Raw genomic sequence first — 20255 nt, 5'->3', positions numbered from 1 at the left:
GCTTAAGCTGGAATAAAATTAGTAGAAATAAAATTAGAATAAAAAAATAGAAATAAAAATTCAAATTAAAATAGAATCCAGGATAAATTTAATAAAAGGTTACAAAAAGGAGTAGTTGTTCATCTTCCAATCTCTTTAATTATAGCTTCATGCATCCTGCGAATGAATTCTATCCTCTCTTCATACTTTAAAACATCTAGATATCCCTGGGATACCAGGTTAAAGGCGAATGGTGATGGTATTTTAGTGTTAATCTGTTTAATCTCCATTTTACCATTTTCAATTAATTCCAAAACTTTTTGGGCATTCTTAACATCCATGAAGTCTTCGGTAACTTCCCTTCGTGCTTCCTTGAGAATGGGGAAATTGGGGTCCAGTTCCTTGACGAACTTTAAGAGGATCTTACCCTTAACCTGCTGACGCCCCACAGATTTTTCCTGACCCTTGTAACGCCTGAGGATCATGAGTGAACGTCCAGCACAGTGCCTGAACCGTCCGGCCAGTGTTTCTGTACGGTCAATTGCTTCTTTAAGGTATTCTTCCAGGTTTTTGGGTGTGAGCTCCTTGAAAGCCTCCAGAGCACCGATCTTACCTTCACTGGAAAGGTAGAATCCATTATCTGAGATGGAAATCATCACATCGTGACGGTATCTTCGGGCAATAACATAGGCCAGGGCACGGCTAATTGCATCATTAACCCTTCTGCCAAAGAGGGAATGGAACACCACAAACTTACGACCACCAAAACCAGTGTAATATTCCACCAGAAGAGTTTTAAGGTTGGGTACCACTGCGTAAAGGTACTGCTCCCGGAAGTACTGGTATATAGAATTGGCAGCGTTGTGATCCAAGTAGAGATACTGGTGTATGAATTCAATGATCTCATTCTTACTCCTACCCTTTTTAAACTCCCATTCCAGTATTCCCCGGAACTTTCCAATGGCCATGGCCAGGTCGAAGGATAATGGAAGCTGCTCTGAAAACCAGGAGGGAATGGTGGGAGGGCCTGAGGCCGGGCTGACATTAACACTCATTCCCCGGGCATAATTGAAACGATAGATTCGGCCGCCTAAGACGAAACTATCTCTATTTTTGAGTTTTTCCATGAAATCTTCTTCAATACGGCCCACCACCTCGCCACCACATTTAACCACTGCTGCGCTGCGGTCGGGTATGGTTCCAATGTTGGTCGAATACAGCATACGGGCCAGTTTTCCCCTTTTTCCCATACGATTTTCATCCCAGTCCACCCATATCTTGGCGTAGACGTAACGGTCCTCCAGACGGGTGTACTCTCCTGCAAGGTAACTTAAAACACTCTTGTAATCTTCTTCTGTAAGTTCACGGTAGGGATAACTTCCCTTGATAAGTTGGAAGGTTTCATCGAGATCCCAGCGCTGTTCAATGGCCATACCATAAATTTGCTGGGATAAAACATCCAGACAGTTTTTTGGGATATGTATTTCATCGATCTTTCCCTCTAGGGCGTTTTTAAGGATGAGGGCACATTCCACCAGATCATCACGGTCCACTACCATCATCCTGCCCTTGGACTTTTCATGCAATTGATGACCACTTCTACCTATCCTCTGCAGGGCTCTGGAGACAGATTTGGGACTGGAAACCAGTACCACCAAGTCAATGTAACCAATATCAATTCCCAGCTCCAGACTGGTGGAGGAAACCACAACCTTCAACTCACCCTCCTTTAACTTATTCTCTGCTTCCAGTCGCAGTTCCCTGGAAAGACTGGAATGGTGGGCCATGATATTCTGATCATGGTAACTATCAGGATATCTGTTTTTGAGGTTGAAAACCACACTTTCAGTACCACTACGGGTGTTGGTGAAGATGAGAGTGGTCTGGTGTTCCTGGACGAGATCGTGGAGCATCCGGTACATGGCTTTGTTGGTTTCATCTGGCTCTGTGGCTATAATATCCTTTACCGGGCAGATAACTTCCATGTCCAGTTGTTTCAGGTAATTCACATCCACAACGAGACAGTCCCGTGGCTGACCATAATGGTAGCCTACCAGGAATTCTGCCATCCTCTCCAGGGGATGGACAGTGGCGCTGAGTCCGATGCGTACAAATCCACCGGTGAGGTGTTCCAGTCTCTCCAGACTAAGGCTAAGGTGCACTCCACGTTTGTTTTCAGCCAGTGAGTGTATCTCATCCACTATCACGTAGCGAATCTTGGATAGTTTCTCCCTGAACTTGGGCGCGCATAGGAGGATGGAAAGAGATTCCGGTGTGGTGATCAGTATATGTGGAGGGTTTTTAAGCATCTTTGACCGTTCGTATTGACTGGTGTCCCCGGTACGCACTGCCTTACGAATGCCCAGCTTACGACCCGATATTTTCTCAATCTCAGTTAAAGGTTCTTCCAGGTTCTTCTCAATATCATTATCCAGAGCCTTTAGGGGGGATATGTACAGGCAGTAAACCCGGTCTTCCAGGATCTCCTGGTCAGCCAGGCGGGTGAGTTCGCTGATAATGGATAAGAATGCAGTGAGGGTTTTACCAGAACCAGTGGGTGATGAAACCAGCACATTTTTACCCTGGTGTATGTCCACAATTGACTGGCGCTGTGCCTCGGAAAATGTTTTAAACTTCCCCTGGAACCATTCCCTGGCCCACGGATGTAAAATATTGTAGATATCTTTATCAGAGTATTTTTTTTCCTGTCGGGTTATCATGTTATCTTGAATTCAATTTTAAAGTTATCTTAATCTTCAAGTTATCTTAAATTAATCTATTTGTCCTAATAAACATAATTTCAGTCATTGGGGTGGTCAAGTGTTTAATATTCCAATGAATTTCTCCAGTGTTTTTCTTTGCATGTTTTTTGAATCTATTAATGGATGATTTAGGGTTAAGGATGAAGTGAGGATTAAAATTCTATAAAATGAGAGTCATAGGGATAGGGTTTCTGTTGAACCTTCAAAAGATGACTTATTTTGCCAAAATAGAATGTTTCAAAGTTTTCAACCCCAAAAACCTCCAGATCATCATGGTTAGTCTCTTTTAAAAATGGTGAGAGAAGTTTCTCATGGAGAACATCAGAACCTTCGGTGATGAAGTTAAATGAAGGCATTACAATCATTTTTTTATCCCGAAAATTCCCGCTCAGGAAACATTTAACTTTCTCCATCCTTTCACCACTTCTAATTCCAACTGAAGGGTGTTCATGTCCGATTATGATGTTTTTTTCGGTGATTTCATCCCATTTTTCAGGAATCTTATCACCATGCATCACTAAAAAATTACCAGTTGAATAAGAGGGATATACTTCTAATCCTGTTTTTCGGGCTATTATGGGTGTCAGGGTGTCGTGATTACCCTTGATGAGGATGATTTCCTGGAATCTTCTTTTTAGATAATCCATGAATTTCAGGGTTTCATTCCACTCCTGACGGTTTATCTTGCCAAATTCGTGTTTAAGATCACCATTGATGATGATACTGGTGCAATCGCTCTGGGAATGGATCTCTTCCATTCTTTTAATGATCTTAGGATACTGGAATTTGGGTATCATTATACCTTGATAGTTCAGTGCTTCTTCATATCCCAGGTGAAGATCAGATATTATAAGGTGATCCTCAACTTCCAGGGCCAGATCTAAAATTCGGGCACCAAAAATATTATCATAAACCATATTCATCCTCTAAATCCTGAAATATTTCTAGTAGGGTAAATTTATTTTATAGAATGCTAATTATTTAATAAATCTAATTATTAATAGAAAAAATATTTTTAAATAACTCAGTATGTGATGATAGTAATCTTCATTTTGATTAATGGGCAGATTTAAGGATAATGGAAATATAATTAAAGGAATTATCATTAAGATGTTTGAGTATATAAACTGGGATATCAGTATAAGGATCCAAACTATTTATAGTAATCTATTTGGTGTTTAATTGTTTTATATGTATGGTTACTCTAACCTTTTTTAGGCCATAACCATGAGAAAAAGATATGAATGAGGAGTATCAGGAGAAATGGTAAAAATAACAGGGTGTGTAACTGGAAAGAAAGGGTTTTATCCAGTAAACCCCCGGTGATTAGTTCTATACTCCGGTAATATGTTATTCCCAGACCAGAGATTATAACAATGAATATCATGATTATCAAAGTTATTTGAACCGCTTTTTTGGTGGTTTTCCTCTCCATGTTATCCACTCTGCAGGGTATTATGGTCTAATTTTTAGCGATTTTTTTTTATTTGCAGTGATGAACCAGAAATTTACTTCTAATTTGCTCAAATAATTTAATAAACGGTTTTAATCATTTTAAAAAACTATCATTAAGATTACCACTTAGAGAATAACCTCTGCTTTCCCAGTAACCTTGGTAATTGGGATTATCAGATAGTTCAATCCTGTTGATCCATTTTATCCACTTATATCCCCATTTACTCTCTGCCACCAACTGGAAGGGGAATCCCCTCTCTGGGGGTAGAGTGGCATTGTTCATTTTATATGCCATTAATATCTGGTTGTTCTGAAGGTATTCCAATGGAAAAGAGGTGGAATAACCGTCAGAAGCGTAAAAAATCACGGTGTTTGCTGTGGGTAATGGTTTCACCTCATTCAGGATGTCTTTTACCAACACTCCCTGCCAGAGTATATTCACACTCCATCCTTCCACACAGTCAAGTTTAACCACTTTCTGGTAACTCTGGAAATCCTTCACCTGATCATAGGTGTAATTTTTGGGATTGGCCACCAGTCCATCTACTTCCAGATGATAACTAGTAATATTCACGTACTGGGGGCCTTTAATGGAGTTTTCATGGAAGTCATCAACCGAGGATAATTTTTGGCCCTGATATTCTGTTACTTCCACTGAATCCAGGGGTATTGAACTTGGTGGTAATATGTCCAGGCTAATTACAATGGCCAGTAGCATGATAATAACGATTGCCGCCAATGCAATGTATTTTTTTATCATTTATTTCCCTCGCCCCCATAACAGACTGTTCCCTGAAAATTTACTTACTTCCAGGTTTATTAGTTTATTTCCTTAGATTTAGCCTATTATTTTGATTTTTACTTATTCCATCAGATTTTATTTACTATTTTTGACTGTAATTCTGAGTTACCGGCAGTTTACGCAGCCATCCCAGATCACTCTGGTATAACATCCTTATATCCTTAATTCCCAGGCGTATCATGGCCAAGCGTTCAATTCCCAGGCCAAAAGCAGCCACAGGTGTTTCTATTCCCAGTGGTTCTAAGACTTCTGGACGGAACATTCCGGATCCTCCCAGTTCAATCCAGCTTTCCTTCTCAGGCAGATAGATCTCACACTCAGTAGATAAGTAGGTGTAAGGGAAGTATGCCGGTCGGAAACGGACTTCAAAGCCCAACTGATGGTAGAATTCCTTTAATATTCCCAGGAGGTTCTTGAAGTTTATTTCCTCAGCAGCCACAATACCCTCCACCTGGTGGAATTCAGGGAGGTGCTTGTAGGTTATGGTTTCCCTGCGGAAAACCCGGCCCACTGAGAACATTTTTAAAGGAGGTTCATTCTCTGCCAGGTAACGGGCGGAAACACAAGTAGTATGTGTCCGGAGCACTGACTGGCGGGCCACATCCACATCCCAATGGTATCCCCATCCTTCACTGCCAGTTGCACCACCATCTTCATGGGCCTGACCCACCTTTTCCACCAGTTCATCTGCTGGTAATCTGGTGTTATCTGGTGATTTAACATAGAAAGTATCCTGCATTTCCCTGGCAGCATGGTCTTGGGGCTGGAAAAGGCAGTCAAAGTTCCAGAATGCTGATTCAAGGATGGTTCCCCTGGATTCAGTGAATCCCAGGTTCAGGAATATGCGACGGATCTCCTGAATAGTCCGCTGCAGGGGATGCATCTTCCCGGGGAATATCAGAGGATGCTCTGCCTGGATATCATAGCCACGATAATGTAAATTTTTCCAGGAATCTGTTTTAAGCTGCGCATGTGTAAGTTGGGTTGCTTCTTCACGTATTTCGAACCCATGATCCAGAATATCCTGTCCCTTTTTGGTAACAACCAGAGTATAACTGGAATTTTTGTTTAAATTAATGAGTCCTTTTCGTTTTTTCAGTTGTTGGAATCCTTCGTTAAGGGAGTTTGACAGGCCACCCAGGGTTAACATTTTAGTGGAATCCATGATGGTCTTGAGGAGGATCTCATCAATACCTGGTTTTTCCAGAGCTTTTTCACCATACTGTGTTATGGTAACGTTTCCTTTATCCAGGACTGCCCAGCCTTTCTTCATGATCCATCCAATGGCTATTTTAACTTCAGATGGTTCTATTCCTGATTTCTGGGCCAGATCCTTCATGTGGATGGTTTGGTCCTGGTGGAGTGCTTCTAAGATTTTCCTTTCTGGTAATCCTTCCTGGGCATAGGTAGATCCTGAGGGACCCAGACTCAGCACTTCTTCCACGTCACGTTCTATTTCTATGATTCCTTTGGACTCCAGTGCCCCGGCAGCACTCATAACCTGTTTAATATCCAAAGCTGTAATTTTGGCCACATCTTCCGGTATGTCCTGGCCTCCTGCTTCCCCTAATGCCTTTAAAACTTTTTTTTCGTAGAGGTGCATTTCATTGATTATCTTATCCAGCATGTTTGAAACCTCGGTAATCGTTATTTAAATGGTTGATATTGATTGTTTATACCTGATGATATTTTTATTTTCATTATAATGTTATTTTGTTTATTTTCATTTAGAATTGAATTTTTATTTAAGATTTTTTTTACATGGTGAGAATATAACTGTATTATAATGAATTATTATTTTCAATGGATTGTATTAATGAATTTGCTATTTTTCAATGGATTTGCATTTATCATTTTGAAAGTTTAGCTTTATAATCATTATAACCTTCAAGAAAGGCCACCATAATCGATGAAGCAGTGAAATCTGCGGTGGTACCTGGGTTTAAACCATTACTAATCAGTTCCTGGTCGAATTTTTCCACCATGGATATCCCCTTCATGGTTAATATTCCACCTTCTTCCAATATAGACCTTGCATTGGCTGAAACTTCCAATGCCTTTTCATCCCCGAACTTCCGGCTAATGAGAGTATCTGGAACCTGTGACAAAATGGTTAGAAATGTCTGTACCGTGGCCTGGTTGGTTTCATATTCAGATTTAACCTGTTTAAACACAGGATATCCAGTTTGGAATGTAACTGGCATTTTATGGGTGAGTTCGTATGACAGCTTATCCCACTTAGAGGACATCTCCAGCACACTGAACATGTTAACATCTTCATCCCGCAGTTTCTGGAGGGAACTTTCTGCAGCCACATCCAGATCATCCTGTTCGCCCATTCCTCCCGCATCAGCAATGTTAATGGCTCTGTAAAGGTTAACTGCATCTTCAGGAGTGGTAGTTCTCATTATCTGGTCAATTCTATCCCTAAAACCATTCCAAATTTCACTTAACCCTTCAGTTCTCCTTTCAAACCCACGGTTATTTTCAGTTTCACATTCGTTTAAATCAAACATCCCGGCAACCACTGAAATAGGGGCAAGTAACATCACAATACCCAGATTGGTGTTGTTAGCCACCCAGTGGTCTGTTTCTGTTACTGCCTCCAGGATCAGTTCACCTAACCCAATTTTATCCCAGTTTTCAGTCTTGTATCTGTATTTAAACCCTCTTTCAGCAGCTTTTTCCATGGTCTGGCCAATGGCAATTCCACTGAGAAGAAAATCTTCAAACACCATATCTGGGAAGTTCCGGGTGCGGTGTACGTTACCTGGTTTAGGATGCCCGCTCACCTCAAGTACTGAGGCTATTTGGGCGCATTTAGCAACATAACTGGATTGCAAGGTGATTCACCTCAATTGTGTAATTATATTTTTATGGTGGTAAGTGGATTTTTATAGTGGTAGTGCAGTGCCTATTAAAATCAACACTTAAAATCCATACTTTCTTGGTTAACAGTCCTCATCCAGTTTTCCTTCCAGAAAGTCAGGGGTGAAGTGGGATATAATGAGATCAGCACCAGCACGTTTAATGGATAATAATGACTCATATATAGCATTTTTAGTGAGGTATTCGGCTTCAATTCCTGCTCTTAGCATGGAATACTCTCCACTAACCTGGTATGCAGCGGTGGGCATTCTGAACTCTTCTTTAACTCGATGGATCACGTCCAGATATGCCATGGCTGGTTTGATCATTACAATATCTGCTCCTTCATTGAGGTCTAATTCCACCTCCAAAAGGGCTTCCTCAATGTTGGCCGGGTTCATCTGATGGGTCCTGCGGTCCCCAAATGATGGGGCCGAGCAAACCGCATCCCGGAATGGTGCGTAGAAACTTGATGCGTATTTGGCAGCGTAGGACATAATCAGTGTATCCTGGAATCCCCCATCATCCAACATTTCACGAATGGCTTCCACCCGACCATCCATCATATCTGATGGGGCTACTATGTCTGCACCGGCTTCAGCATGACTTAAAGCAATTTTAGCAAGTAAACGCAGGCTTTCATCGTTGATGATCTCTCCGTTTTCCACTATTCCGCAGTGTCCTTGGGTGGTATACTGACAGAGGCAAACATCGGTGATAACCACCAGATCAGTTTCTGCTTTTAAGCGTCGGACGGTTTGTTGTACTATCCCATCAGCGGCATAGGCTGATGTTCCAAGTTCATCCTTTTCTTCAGGCATTCCGAATAACAGGACTGATTGAAGGCCCAGCTTTTCCAGCCGCTTTGCTTCCTCCACCGCGTCTTCTAAGCTGTAACGGTACTGGCCCGGCATGGTATCAATGTGTTCTCCTGCCCCCTCCTCCAATTCTTCCTTTATAAACAAAGGATAAATAAAATCTTCAGCATTTAAAGTTGTTTCTTGGAGGATCTTCCTAAGCTGGGGGGTTTTTCTTAGTCTTCGCATGCGACGGGTTGGAAATTGCATATTATCACCATATAAATAAATTTGTTTAATATGAAAATTTTTGCCAATTAATCCAGTTTCAACAGGTGAAATGGGTTTTAATAGGATTATCCCTTTTTATAGAATTCTTTATGGAAATATAATGCTTTTGATTCTACTCCACAGGGTTCGAATTAGTGAGATTTCCTATGATTATATATTGAGGAATATTATATTTATTTCAGGGATATCCTATTTATTTTTAGCCCTGAATATCATTCAATCCACAAAGTTTCGTCTTTTTTTAATTAAATTAATATTAGTATTGAAAAATAGGATTATGAAATTAATAAAGTTTTCAATGTGAAATTAGCCCTTTGTAACTTCTTAAACCCCCAAAATACACATTATAAATAAAACTTCAAACAATATTTTATATAGGGGTTATGTAATGGGTGATGTGAAAATCCTATTAGTGGGCTGATGATTTAGCCACACTGGACACTAAAAAGACTTTAAAATCCTTCGATTATTCTGTTACGTATAGTACTGGGATTATGGAAGATATCATTACCCTTGTGCATGATTTAAGGCCAGATCTTATTTTGATGGATGTAAGTGAGGGAACAGATCCCAAAGATATTGAAGATCTCAAGGAAATAAAAAAGCTCAGTATACCGATCATATTTTTAACTTTTCATTCTGAAGATGTGAAAGTTCAAAAAGTTAGTCTAACAGAACCTTACCGCTATTTGATTAAACCTTATGATGTTAAAGAATTAAAATATGCTATTGAACTTGAAATTTATAAAAATACGATAAAAAATGAATTTAAAGAAACAGAAACGTATTATAAGGCAATTTTTGAACACACAGGAACGGCAACTGTAATCATTGAAGAAGATACAATAATTTCTTTAGCTAACACGGAATTTGAAAACTTGAGTGGTTACAAGAGTGAAGAAATTGAAGGTAAGAAATGCTGGACTAAGTTTGTGGACAAAGATGATCTTGAAAGAATGAAGGAATATCATCGTTTACGCAGAATTGACCCGGGTTCAGCACCATTGGGTTATGATTTTAGATTTATTGACCGGAGAGGGGATGTTAAAAATATTCATTTGGATATCGGTATGATTCCTGGCACTAAAAAGAGTGTAGCATCCCTTTTGGACATAACTGAGCTAATAAAAACTGAAAAAGCTCTTAAAAAAAGTGAAGAGAAATACCGCAGTGTTCTTGATAATATGGTGGAGGGTTGTCAGGTTATTGGTTTCAACTGGCGCTATCTTTATGTCAACGATGCTGTTGCCAAACATGGGCGGTTCAAAAAGGAAGAACTGATGGACCATACCATGATGGAGATGTATCCTGGTATTGAGGATACAGATTTATTTGCTGTTCTGAGGCGTTGTATGAAAGAACGCAGTTCACATCACTTTGATAATAAATTTACCTACCCTGATGGCACTGCAGGATGGTTTGAACTTAGAGTTCATCCTGTTTCTGAGGGAATATTTATTCTCTCCATTGATATCACCGAGCGTGTGAAAAAACAGGAGGAAATTCTATTTAAAAGCGCTCTTCTGGAGGAAAAAATTAAAAAACAGCAGGAAAAGCTGGGTTACTTAGAAAAAGATTAATCCCCCCGAAAATTCACAACCGGGGCAGTCTACGTTAATAATCAAATCTACGATAATTTAAATTTACGATAATAAAATTGAGTCTTCTAATAATCTATGTATCACTGCTTGTTCACTATTTTCCTATATCTAAAATTTCACTGTACGGTTTGTTACGGTAATATCTTTTGGCATGTTCTACTATCAGTGCATGATATTCCTGATAAAGCGGCACATCTTCTGGCAGATTATTTTCAAAAACCATTTTCAAGTCCATATAACTTATTTTTTCATTTACCAATCCCAAATGGCTGAAAATCCTTTTGGTATAGGCATCTACCACGAATTCGGGGTTTTTATAGGCATAGAGTAATATAGAATCGGCAGTTTCATTTCCCACGCCCTTAACCTGTAAAACTTCCTTTCGGCTGGGTGTTCTGCCTTCCAGTGACTGAAAAAACTGGCTTATGTTTTTAAGATAAGCGGATTTCTGGTTTAAAAAACCTGCCGGACGTACAGCACTTTTTAGTAGTTCATCATCCAGTAACAGCAACCTCTCCGGATGAATTGCATCCAGTTTTTTCAGATTTTCCAGTGCTTTTTCTGCTGAGGTCCAGGCAGTGTTCTGGGTTAAAATCGTCCCCACTATAATTTCAAACTGCTCATCAGGAGTTTCTGGTAAATCGTAATTAAGTGGATGATAACCATGCAGGGAACCTGTTTTTGTAGGATTTTTACCTTCATAATTCATTAGAGGCCACCATCCCTGGGGACCGTAAAGATGGTAAAGTTTTTTAAATATTCGCCTTAACTGAGACATGTAAATAATACCTCTTCTTATGATTTTCCAATATTAGATGGTTTTGCACGGTATTAAGTTTTATTAGTATGGCAATAATGATTTAATTTTTAGGAATTAAAACTCAAGAAAAACTAAAGGAATTTTAGAAAGACTAAAGTAATTATTATTCATGGTTTAATACTATAACTAAACATGGTTAGTTTATTAAGGAGGATGCATCTTTATGGCAGGAAATACAACCGGTGATTTTTTCGCCGTCACCACATTTGGAAGCAGTCATGGGAGGGCCCTTGGTGCAGTAATTGATGGTTGCCCCGCAGGATTAGAACTATCAGTTGAGGATATACAGTCAGAGTTAGACAGGCGACGACCTGGAACCAGTAAAATAACCACCTCTAGGGGGGAAACAGACCAGGTTGAAGTTTTATCAGGGATTTTCCAGGGAAAAACAGATGGCACGCCCATAACTGGTGTTGTGTACAATAAGGATGCAGATTCATCCGTCTATGAACCATTTAAAAATAAACCAAGACCCGGTCACGGTGACTACACCTGGACTGCCCGGTACGGATTTTATGATTACCGCGGAGGTGGCAGAGGCAGTGGTCGAACCACCATTGGTCATGTGATTGGTGGAGCTGTTGCCAAAAAGCTCCTTGAACTGGTGGAGATTAAGGTGGTCTCCCATGTAACCCAGGTAGCTGATGTGAAGGCCAACCACGTTGCCTATGGACTTATTGAAGAATATGCTTCCGGGAACCCGGTTCGATGCGCTGATGAAAAGGCAGCAATCTTAATGGAGGGAAAGATCCTGGAAGCCAAAGAAAAAGGAGACTCTGTGGGGGGAGTGGTGGAAACATTGGCCTTCGGTGTTCCTGCCGGTCTGGGAGAACCTGTTTTTGACAAGTTAGATGCAGACCTGGCCCGGGCCCTCATGGGAATCGGATCAGTGAAGGGTGTGGAGATTGGTTTCGGATTTCAGTTAGCAGAATCCACAGCCAGTGTGACCAATGATGAGTACTACCTGGAAGGAAAAGAAATAAAAACCACCACCAACACCAGTGGGGGCATCATTGGTGGAATATCCAATGGTATGCCTATAGTGGCCAGAATGGCAGTCAAACCCACCCCCTCTATCAGCACTGTTCAAAAAACAGTTGATCTGGAAAAAAGGGAGGAAACCGAAATCAGGATAAAAGGCAGGCACGACCCATGCATCTGTCCCAGGGTCACACCTGTGGCTGAATCTGCAATGGCAATGGTCTTGGCTGATCACCTGTTAAGATCCGGCTTTATAAACCCCAGACATGTATAAAAAACACAGTCCGATTTAGTTAAATCTATGTTTAATTCTTTTAATAGGGATTCTGAGATTTATTATATAGTCAATAAACAAAGAAGCCCTGAGACATTTTTTTAACAGATAAAAAATATTAACCGTTAAATAGTAAGAATATCATTTTTCAATCGGTGTTTTAGTGCAGCTAACCATTTGACGTAGTTTTTGGCATCTTCGACTCTTACATGATTCTTTTTCCTGGTGCCAGGAGTAATGTTTGCAGCTTTCATACGGGCAGTGATAATGCTCCCGACACATCACCAATCCTTCCTTGAATATCACTTTCATAGTAATTACTCTTTGTTTAAATGTAGTTTTAGTGTATGTATCTATTTAAAAGAAATAATTTTCATATTTTATGTAATTTATTCGAAAATAGTTTAAAGTATTACAGAAGTTATTTTTATAGTTAAGGTATAAAAATTCAGTGTTAAAGTGTATTAAACTTTATAATTTTTTATTTTCATTATATTAAATAATTTGTAAAATGAGAAGATCAGGAGTACGATGGTTGTAAGATTAAGGAGGGTGGCAGTATCATCAACCAGTGAAGAGGCTGAAGTTATATTCAAAAGGTCTAATAATCTCCCCACGGAGAAAATCAAAGCAGCAATAGCCAAAAGTTTGAATATTAGTATGCTTTCATCTAATTTATTAAATATAAGGCTTAAAGCAGCTTCCTTGTATTTTAACATATTTAGGAAAATCATTAAAGAGAATAAGAACACGGTAAAAGTTACTATAATTGTTATGGCATTGATCAACGTGTCCATATTATTTCCCTCCTTTCATTATTCTTTGCAGTGAAACAACGAATATTAAAAGTACAACTGCATTTAAATTCAGTAATCGTTCAATGTATATACCATTACCAATAAAAACATAGATTAAACCCGTTACAAATGATAATAAGCCACTGATAAACAGTAAAGAGAAGATAATAATCATCCGGTTTTTATGCAGGAAAACCATTGAAATAGCGATTTCTTTATTTTTTAATTCGTTAAGCAGTTTCAAAGCTGCGTAGAATAATATTAATCCAAGTATGAAACCAAGTAATCGTTCAACCAATAAATTTGGTAATAAGCTTGATAAATCCATTCAACACCCACTTTCAGGTTTTATGAACAGTATTTTTAGTTAATTCATTTTTAAGTGAAGATATTATTTATTTCAGTGATCTTATTTTTTTAGTAACTATACTAGATTATATTCAGGATGACCCTGTATAAATTATTAATATAATATATATCTTTGAAAGTATTAATAATTTATTTATATTATTTTATTCATATTTTACAATATAAGAAATTGAAGCCTCGGGGGGGATTTGAACCCCCGACCACGAGATTACGAGTCACGCGCTCTACCAGACTGAGCCACCGAGGCATATACCACTTATTCAATCAAATATCATTTAAAATTTTCTTTTAATTTAATAAACGGTAGATCATCATTTATGTAAAGACTAGTATTTATCCAGGGTCTGCTGTTTTGCCCGGAAATTGTCCAGATCTATAACCATACCATCCCTGGCTGCGATGGTTTTAACACCAGTTTTTTTACTAATTCTGGTGGCCTCTTCCACAGGATGGTCAGTAATGAGCTTCATTCCCAGGTGGGTCATAATAGCCAGTTTGGGAGAAGTTTCATCCACTAACTGTTGGAATTCATCGGCGCACAGATGGCCCCTGATCTTCTCATTTCCAGGCCGGATTACACTGGCAATGAGAACATCGGCCTTTCGATGATGCTCTTGAAGTTCTTCAAAGTAAGCAGTATCTGAGGTGTAGGATAGGATGAATCCATCCCATTCCAGACGGAAACCGATATTTTTAGGATCACCGTGCTGGGTGGGTGTGGCAGTGATTTTTAGATCATCTTTTCTCAGGATATCCCCTGCTTCCATAACTTCAACCTGTGGTTTGGAGAGATGGTAATGAGATATACAGGGTCCCCACTGCTTGTATCCATTAATAACGCTCTGGCTGCCAATTACAAGTCCCTTCTTCCGGGTCATGCCCCGGGTCATGGCTTCAATTAAGACCTCAGCATCGCTATAGTGGTCGGTGTGGGAGTGTGATACCAGGATTCCATGGAGTTTAAGGGGGTTCACACCGAACTGGTAGCTTCTTACTAGAGCCCCGGGACCCGGATCCAGGTGCAGGTTTTTACCATCTATGCCGTCGATTCTAAATCCGCCGGTCATCCTGCGCTGAGTTATGGTGGCGAAAGCGTCCGCCACCACTTCCTAAAAATGTTAGCTTCATCTTATTCACCTTGATTTAAATTACAATTTATATTTATGCATTGATTTGTGAATGTCATCAAAACATTATAAATTTATTTAGTTATTATTTACTTATCCAGGTTTTAACTTGATTTACAGAGGATGATATCACAACTTAGGAAGGTTTTATCCTTTTTTATACACAGATTCTCATCTTCAATTACTACCAGGTCACCCAGACTGAGGGGAGTTGGAGTTTCCATTTTCATCAGGATGGTTTCTCCTGCACTAGCAAGGGTGTCCCATTTTGTGTTTAAGGCCTCCACACCCGGTGAAAGTATTACTTCCACTTCATCTCCTTCCACCTTCTTCACCCTTCCCACTTCACCTTGGGTTAAGATTCGTGAAGCCATCTGAATATCCCTGGTTTTTTCCAACATTTCCTGTTTGAGTTTTTCACGCCATTTTTCCAGTTCCTTAACATCACTGATTATAGTGGTTCTCAAGAGTTCCATGGCCTGTTTATGATCCAGCCGGGGATGAATAATGAAAATATCGTATTGTTGACTTACCGAGGGCGTGGCCTGTGCCACATCTTCCATGATTCTTTTAAATATTTTACCAACTTCATCCAAGCTTGTTTTGGATTTCCAATACTTTTTAAGGTGTTTATTGGCAATTTCCTTGGTTATCCTATTCCCAAAGACAACAATTGAGCTTTGACCACTTTGAACCTTTTTAATCTCGGATCCAGTAAGTTCAATCTGGTGGTAACCGCTACTGGTACCGTATATCCTTTTTCGCCTGGTTTCTAGGGTGGTTCGAAGTTTAACTTCACCCACCAGCACGTCACCCAGATTACGCACTTTTTCCACATTATCTGTGATTTTAAGGTTTATATCCAGCTGTGCTGCTCTTTTGTGGAGTTCTTCTGTGGTTTTTATTTTACCCGCATAGAGCTCTTCTTCCAGGAGTTCTCTTTGTTCCTTATTTCCGAGGAAACCTATGCTGCGTTTGTCACCGGCCATTACGCAACCTTTATTTCCAACGTAAGTTATAATCAGGCTCATTGCATCACCAATACTACTGTTTAATCATAATATACTATTATTATGTGATTGATTTACGTGAACTTTTAAATCTACATTGAATATTGATCTATTCGAATAAAATCCTTATGTCTGATTTTAATTATCAATTTATCAATCTCGTTAAAATAAATCATTATCTTTAAATTTATTATTGATCTATCACCTTGATCTAGGTCTATTTTTTGATCCAATCTAAAATATACTAACTAAATCGAAATATACTAAACTAATCTAAAATATATTAAATTACTATTATTTTTACTGATGGGGGTGTGCTGGTCTAAAAAACTTTAATAGGTATCTAAAAAATTTTAAACTGTCTCAAACCATTGATTTTTAATTTAATTTTTAAGAATTGTTTCTAGATCCGGTGTTAATTCCTGACTTTCTTCATCCAGTGGAACCAGTTCAATCTCTTCTGGGGATGAAATACCAACTTCCAGTTCTGCAGCCCTATGGATCTGGTTTAATTCGAAGATTTTACCTTTAGAAACTGCTTTGGTAGTCCCATGATAACGGAGAATTGCCACTCCCACAGCATCAAGAGCAACCCTGTCACTGGATGCTAAAATAAGTCCGGGTTCAGCTATTGTTCCTTTAGCAGGACCACCATCAACAAATATCTTCATGGCATCCATTAAAACCAGATCAACCGGATAATAATTGTTTATCTCTGCTATCATTGAACGCTGGTAAGGTGAGATGTGGAGTTCAGCCATGTAATCATAAATACTTCCTGGCAGTTTTTTAGCAACCAGACCAACCGAATTTTTTAGGGAGAGAGTAAAATGACCTCCAAAACTGTGAGTTTTAAGGCAGCAAGTTTGCACAACCATATCTGCATCACATATTATCCTGGGAATGTAGAAACCTTTCAGCCAGTGTGTTCCATGTTTTTCAATCTTGACCCAACTATCACGTTCTTCTTCATCCAGAACAACTACTTCAAAGCCCATTTCCTGGGATAGTTTAAAGATGCCTAGTTTTTCCAGGACATCACGGGTGTTTCCCATGCCACTGCGCTCAATGAGAGTTATTCTACCAGTTCCTGATTTTCCCAGACAATCAATTAGACTTTTCAATGTTTCAGGATGGGTTGAAGCAGGGAATGGATCTCCACTATTGAAATTAGCCTTTAAAGCCACGTTTTTCCCTCTAAAAGTATCAAGTTCAAAGTATTGGAGTACCTTTTTGATTCCAGATATTCTGTCTGCATTCTTAGCCAGGAATACCTTTGAATAACCATCTTTAGCCATATTATCACATCCTCCATTCTGAATGTAAGAGAAATAAATTTTTAAAGAAAGGACTTCTAGCTATTAATAATTATTGTTTCTTGAGGTTTCTTGAGGTTATGTGGCAATGTTTTTTAGCTTAAGATCCTGATTTTAGACACTTTTATTAATTTTGCAATACTTCAAGTTAGTTGGAAAACTAATCCACAAGATGAATATTAATGAGGTGTTTTCTTTTACATGATCTCTTTCTTCTTTTCTTCTTTTTTCATGAATGGAACATTGAATCTGAAGATGCATGTGTTTGAACCATCAGCAATAGTGGCCTTTTTATCCACCTTTCCATCCATTCCAGTCCAATCAAAGGTTTGCTGCATTATGGCCTGACAATTAAGGCAGAACACTGGTTTTTTCTTCGCATCTTCAATCCATGGGCAGTTGAGGAATTTAAAAAGATGTACATGGCCTTTAGCTTCGATTTTGGTTTGAACACCAAAATCTGCAAAGAGTTTGGCAACCCAATCAAGGTAAGCATTGTATATACTTTCCAGATCAGTTAAATCCTGTTCTTCAACAATATCTCCGAGTTCACGCTCAAAACGAGGTCTCATATTCTCTTCCAGGCGTGATGCAAATATTTTAAGTAGAGTGTTCCTGATCTCGGCCTCAGATTGATCAGCAGTGGTGGGCATGGAGTTGAGTATGAAATCATAGAAATCTGCTAAAACCTGCTTTTTAAGAGTTTCACTTTTTTTCTGATCCTCGGCATGTTTATAAAGAGCCATTTCTATGTTGGCATTTAATTCACTCTTTTTGAAGGGTTTGATTATATATCCGTATGGCTCGGTCATACGGGCCCTTTCCAGGACTTCTTCATCTGAATAGGCAGTCAAGTAGATTATCGGGATATCCAGCTGATTACGAATTTTAGCAGCAGCTTCTATGCCGTCCATGTTCCCCTTAAGAACAATGTCCATTAAAATTAGGTCTGGTTCTTTTTCCAGGGCTGTTTGAACAGCATCCTCCCCTGTGAAAACGATATCCACTACTTGATGACCCAAGTCTTCCAATTTTTGTTTAATGCCCATGGCCACTATTGCTTCGTCTTCAACCACCAGTATGTAGGATTTGGTCATCAGATCCGCTCCTTGTATTTAAGTTCCTCAAACTCGATTTTAAACTCTTTATTATCTTTATCCAGGGTTATGTTCCCATCTAACTGATTCACCAAGCTAGAAATTAGTTTCATTCCCAGGGTATCCGTGTCATCAAATTTAAATTCATGAGGGAATGGATTTCCATTATCTCGGACTATTAACAAGTATTTGTCATCGTCTTTTTTGGATAATTCCAGATATATTTCGCCTTCACCCTGTGGAAACGCGTGTTTCAGGGTGTTAGAAATCAGTTCATTGATAATAAGACCGCCAGGGATTGCGGTTTCAATACCTATTTTAACATCTTTTATTTGCATGTTAATCTGGATTTTGTCGGGATCCACACCATAAGAGTGGAAAAGATCGTCAATGAGGTTTTGCACGTAATTGGCAAAGTTGATGTTGGTTAAATCTTCAGAGTGGTAAAGGTTTTCATGTATCAATGCTATGGAGAGTATGCGGTTCTGACTTTCTCGGTACAGATCAATGACTTCCTGGTCTTCAATTTGGGATGATTGTAGACTTAGAAGGGTGGAAATGATCTGGAGATTGTTTTTCACGCGGTGATGGATTTCCCGGAGTAATAATTCCTTTTCCTTTAAAGATCTCATTATCCTGTCTTCAGCCAGTTTACGCTCTGTTATGTCACGTCCCACACCTACAAAGGCTTCCAGTTTGCCATTCTCATCCATTATTGCTTTATCTGCCCAAGCAATCCAGCGCCAGCCGTTCATGGTCAGCAGGCGGTGTTCCAGGAAAACCACGTATGGGGGACGATGCAGTTTTTCCAATGCCCTGTGAGTTTTTTTCTGGTCTTCCTGGTGTACCAGGGGTAGGAAGTTGCTTCCCAGAATACTTTCTTCGGTACGTCCCAGAACTTCGCAGTAAGAAGGGCTGGCAAAGAGAACTTCTCCTTCTGGATCGAATTTCACCACCATGTCGGTTTGATTTTCAACCAGAAGTCGATATTTCTCTTCACTCTCTTTCAGGGCATTTTCCATCCTCTTTTGTTTGGTTAGATCTCGTCCGGTCCCGAAAATAATGTTACTTTCACCCAGTTCCACGGGGGTGATGGTTAATTCCAGTATTTTAAGTTCGTCATTAATATTTAGAGGTAATTCCACTATACGTCCCGTGGACCAGTCTTTCATATCAACCGGATCTGATTCCGGGGAAAGGAAGTGATGAATTTTATGTTTAAGGAGTTTGATGGGTTCTGTTTCCAGAAAATCCAATGCAGCCTGGTTAAAATCTGTGAAGGTGCCATCCTCAGTAAATACCAGAATGGGATTTTTGGTTTTCTCAAAGAGGGCCCTGTATTTTTTTTCACTTTCCAATAGGGCTTCCTGGGCTATTTTTCTTTCCAGATGTTCTTGTGCTTCAGTAAGAGCTCTTCGAACAGCATATCCTAATTTAGAAAGGTTATGTTTGAGTACGTAGTCTGTAGCTCCTTTTTTCAGCATTTCCACCGCAAATTCTTCTCCTATCTTCCCGCTGACGAATATGAATGGTGTGTGGGATGATTTCTCCTGAGCTATGTGAAGGGCGGAAACACCGTCAAATTGGGGTAATGAATGATCTGCCAGTATAATATGTGGTTGCCATTCTTCCACTTCCCTCACGTATTCATCTTCGCGCTCAACACGATGACTGGTAAAATCGAAACCTTCTTTTCTAAGTTCCCTTTCTATTAATTCCGCGTCTAGAGGAACATCTTCCAGGATCAAGACTTTAATTTCTTCTTCCATATAATCACTAGGGATTTATACTGTGTAGAGATTGTATTCCCCTAATTATTAGGGTGATTCTCCTAAACTAATCATTAGGATATTGTTCTCTACATATAACGGCTATTATCACTATTTTGGGGTTATTGGATATCCATCAT

The 20255-nt window shown here is 39.4% G+C and carries 18 protein-coding genes and 1 tRNA gene; 2 read left to right on the top strand and 17 right to left on the bottom strand.

What is annotated here, in order from left to right:
- Nucleotides 1-119 precede the first annotated feature (119 nt).
- The 7 genes from HY987_RS12105 to hemB all read right to left on the bottom strand — a co-directional run bounded on the left by HY987_RS12105 (nt 120) and on the right by hemB (nt 8933).
- Nucleotides 120-2699 carry an ATP-dependent helicase gene (locus tag HY987_RS12105; protein WP_292759098.1) on the bottom strand — a complete coding sequence of 860 codons (2580 nt, stop codon included), beginning with the start codon at nt 2697-2699 and terminating at the stop codon, nt 120-122.
- A gap of 194 nt (nt 2700-2893) precedes the next feature.
- Nucleotides 2894-3658: a metallophosphoesterase gene (locus tag HY987_RS12100; RefSeq protein ID WP_292759095.1), complete on the bottom strand. Its 765-nt coding sequence runs from the start codon at nt 3656-3658 to the stop codon at nt 2894-2896.
- A gap of 287 nt (nt 3659-3945) precedes the next feature.
- The gene (locus tag HY987_RS12095; RefSeq protein ID WP_292759092.1) at nt 3946-4176 is read right to left on the bottom strand and encodes a hypothetical protein; all 231 of its coding nucleotides are present in this window, start codon (nt 4174-4176) and stop codon (nt 3946-3948) included.
- A gap of 114 nt (nt 4177-4290) precedes the next feature.
- The gene (locus HY987_RS12090; protein WP_292759089.1) at nt 4291-4956 is read right to left on the bottom strand and encodes a molybdopterin-dependent oxidoreductase; all 666 of its coding nucleotides are present in this window, start codon (nt 4954-4956) and stop codon (nt 4291-4293) included.
- A 124-nt stretch (nt 4957-5080) separates the two neighbouring features.
- Nucleotides 5081-6625, bottom strand: a complete 1545-nt coding sequence (locus tag HY987_RS12085) for a phenylalanine--tRNA ligase subunit alpha (protein ID WP_292759087.1) — start codon at nt 6623-6625, stop codon at nt 5081-5083.
- Between the two features lie 223 nt (nt 6626-6848).
- Nucleotides 6849-7841 carry a triphosphoribosyl-dephospho-CoA synthase gene (locus HY987_RS12080; RefSeq protein WP_292759085.1) on the bottom strand — a complete coding sequence of 331 codons (993 nt, stop codon included), beginning with the start codon at nt 7839-7841 and terminating at the stop codon, nt 6849-6851.
- 108 nt (nt 7842-7949) lie between these two features.
- Complete coding sequence (gene hemB / locus HY987_RS12075) at nt 7950-8933, bottom strand: porphobilinogen synthase (protein WP_292759082.1); 984 nt, start codon at nt 8931-8933, stop codon at nt 7950-7952.
- Between the two features lie 515 nt (nt 8934-9448).
- Here hemB and HY987_RS12070 point away from each other — a divergent pair.
- A complete protein-coding gene (locus tag HY987_RS12070) occupies nt 9449-10534 on the top strand; it encodes a PAS domain S-box protein (RefSeq protein WP_367146908.1) in 1086 nt (361 codons plus the stop codon).
- A gap of 115 nt (nt 10535-10649) precedes the next feature.
- On the opposite strand, the gene HY987_RS12065 is transcribed toward HY987_RS12070, so the two are convergent.
- Complete coding sequence (locus tag HY987_RS12065) at nt 10650-11333, bottom strand: endonuclease III domain-containing protein (protein WP_292759079.1); 684 nt, start codon at nt 11331-11333, stop codon at nt 10650-10652.
- 205 nt (nt 11334-11538) lie between these two features.
- Here HY987_RS12065 and aroC point away from each other — a divergent pair, with 205 nt between their 5' ends.
- Nucleotides 11539-12630 (top strand): chorismate synthase, encoded by a 1092-nt coding sequence (aroC, locus tag HY987_RS12060; RefSeq protein ID WP_292759076.1) that lies wholly within the window; start codon nt 11539-11541, stop codon nt 12628-12630.
- Nucleotides 12631-12755: 125 nt separating this feature from the next.
- Here aroC and HY987_RS12055 read toward each other — a convergent pair whose 3' ends face one another.
- The 9 genes from HY987_RS12055 to HY987_RS12015 form a co-directional block, all read right to left on the bottom strand.
- Nucleotides 12756-12884 carry a hypothetical protein gene (locus tag HY987_RS12055; protein WP_292759074.1) on the bottom strand — a complete coding sequence of 43 codons (129 nt, stop codon included), beginning with the start codon at nt 12882-12884 and terminating at the stop codon, nt 12756-12758.
- A gap of 210 nt (nt 12885-13094) precedes the next feature.
- Complete coding sequence (locus HY987_RS12050; protein ID WP_292759072.1) at nt 13095-13427, bottom strand: hypothetical protein; 333 nt, start codon at nt 13425-13427, stop codon at nt 13095-13097.
- A gap of 1 nt (nt 13428) precedes the next feature.
- Complete coding sequence (locus tag HY987_RS12045) at nt 13429-13755, bottom strand: hypothetical protein (RefSeq protein ID WP_292759069.1); 327 nt, start codon at nt 13753-13755, stop codon at nt 13429-13431.
- A gap of 214 nt (nt 13756-13969) precedes the next feature.
- Nucleotides 13970-14043, bottom strand: a tRNA-Thr gene (locus HY987_RS12040).
- Between the two features lie 79 nt (nt 14044-14122).
- Nucleotides 14123-14902 carry an MBL fold metallo-hydrolase gene (locus tag HY987_RS12035; protein ID WP_322168500.1) on the bottom strand — a complete coding sequence of 260 codons (780 nt, stop codon included), beginning with the start codon at nt 14900-14902 and terminating at the stop codon, nt 14123-14125.
- A gap of 125 nt (nt 14903-15027) precedes the next feature.
- Nucleotides 15028-15954, bottom strand: a complete 927-nt coding sequence (locus HY987_RS12030; RefSeq protein WP_292759067.1) for a DUF2121 domain-containing protein — start codon at nt 15952-15954, stop codon at nt 15028-15030.
- 362 nt (nt 15955-16316) lie between these two features.
- Nucleotides 16317-17231, bottom strand: a complete 915-nt coding sequence (locus tag HY987_RS12025; RefSeq protein WP_292759064.1) for a DUF362 domain-containing protein — start codon at nt 17229-17231, stop codon at nt 16317-16319.
- Between the two features lie 215 nt (nt 17232-17446).
- A complete protein-coding gene (locus HY987_RS12020) occupies nt 17447-18346 on the bottom strand; it encodes a methanogen output domain 1-containing protein (RefSeq protein ID WP_292759061.1) in 900 nt (299 codons plus the stop codon).
- Nucleotides 18346-20115 carry a response regulator gene (locus HY987_RS12015; protein ID WP_292759058.1) on the bottom strand — a complete coding sequence of 590 codons (1770 nt, stop codon included), beginning with the start codon at nt 20113-20115 and terminating at the stop codon, nt 18346-18348. The genes HY987_RS12020 and HY987_RS12015 overlap by 1 nt, the downstream gene beginning before the upstream one ends.
- Nucleotides 20116-20255 lie beyond the last annotated feature (140 nt).

This window comes from Methanobacterium sp., from assembly GCF_016217785.1.
GTDB lineage: Archaea > Methanobacteriota > Methanobacteria > Methanobacteriales > Methanobacteriaceae > Methanobacterium.
This window is presented reverse-complemented; position numbering and strand designations above follow the sequence as displayed.

Excerpts from the sequence above, each read along its gene's own strand:
- HY987_RS12095 (WP_292759092.1), bottom strand. The coding sequence starts at position 4,176 with ATGGAGAGGAAAACCACCAAAAAAGCGGTTCAAATAACTTTGATAATC.
- aroC (WP_292759076.1), top strand. The coding sequence starts at position 11,539 with ATGGCAGGAAATACAACCGGTGATTTTTTCGCCGTCACCACATTTGGA.
- HY987_RS12045 (WP_292759069.1), bottom strand. The coding sequence starts at position 13,755 with ATGGATTTATCAAGCTTATTACCAAATTTATTGGTTGAACGATTACTT.
- HY987_RS12055 (WP_292759074.1), bottom strand. The coding sequence starts at position 12,884 with ATGAAAGCTGCAAACATTACTCCTGGCACCAGGAAAAAGAATCATGTA.
- HY987_RS12015 (WP_292759058.1), bottom strand. The coding sequence starts at position 20,115 with ATGGAAGAAGAAATTAAAGTCTTGATCCTGGAAGATGTTCCTCTAGAC.
- HY987_RS12105 (WP_292759098.1), bottom strand. The coding sequence starts at position 2,699 with ATGATAACCCGACAGGAAAAAAAATACTCTGATAAAGATATCTACAAT.
- HY987_RS12090 (WP_292759089.1), bottom strand. The coding sequence starts at position 4,956 with ATGATAAAAAAATACATTGCATTGGCGGCAATCGTTATTATCATGCTA.
- HY987_RS12065 (WP_292759079.1), bottom strand. The coding sequence starts at position 11,333 with ATGTCTCAGTTAAGGCGAATATTTAAAAAACTTTACCATCTTTACGGT.
- HY987_RS12070 (WP_367146908.1), top strand. The coding sequence starts at position 9,449 with ATGGAAGATATCATTACCCTTGTGCATGATTTAAGGCCAGATCTTATT.
- HY987_RS12030 (WP_292759067.1), bottom strand. The coding sequence starts at position 15,954 with ATGAGCCTGATTATAACTTACGTTGGAAATAAAGGTTGCGTAATGGCC.
- HY987_RS12050 (WP_292759072.1), bottom strand. The coding sequence starts at position 13,427 with ATGGACACGTTGATCAATGCCATAACAATTATAGTAACTTTTACCGTG.
- HY987_RS12020 (WP_292759061.1), bottom strand. The coding sequence starts at position 18,346 with ATGACCAAATCCTACATACTGGTGGTTGAAGACGAAGCAATAGTGGCC.
- HY987_RS12085 (WP_292759087.1), bottom strand. The coding sequence starts at position 6,625 with ATGCTGGATAAGATAATCAATGAAATGCACCTCTACGAAAAAAAAGTT.
- hemB (WP_292759082.1), bottom strand. The coding sequence starts at position 8,933 with ATGCAATTTCCAACCCGTCGCATGCGAAGACTAAGAAAAACCCCCCAG.
- HY987_RS12100 (WP_292759095.1), bottom strand. The coding sequence starts at position 3,658 with ATGGTTTATGATAATATTTTTGGTGCCCGAATTTTAGATCTGGCCCTG.
- HY987_RS12025 (WP_292759064.1), bottom strand. The coding sequence starts at position 17,231 with ATGGCTAAAGATGGTTATTCAAAGGTATTCCTGGCTAAGAATGCAGAC.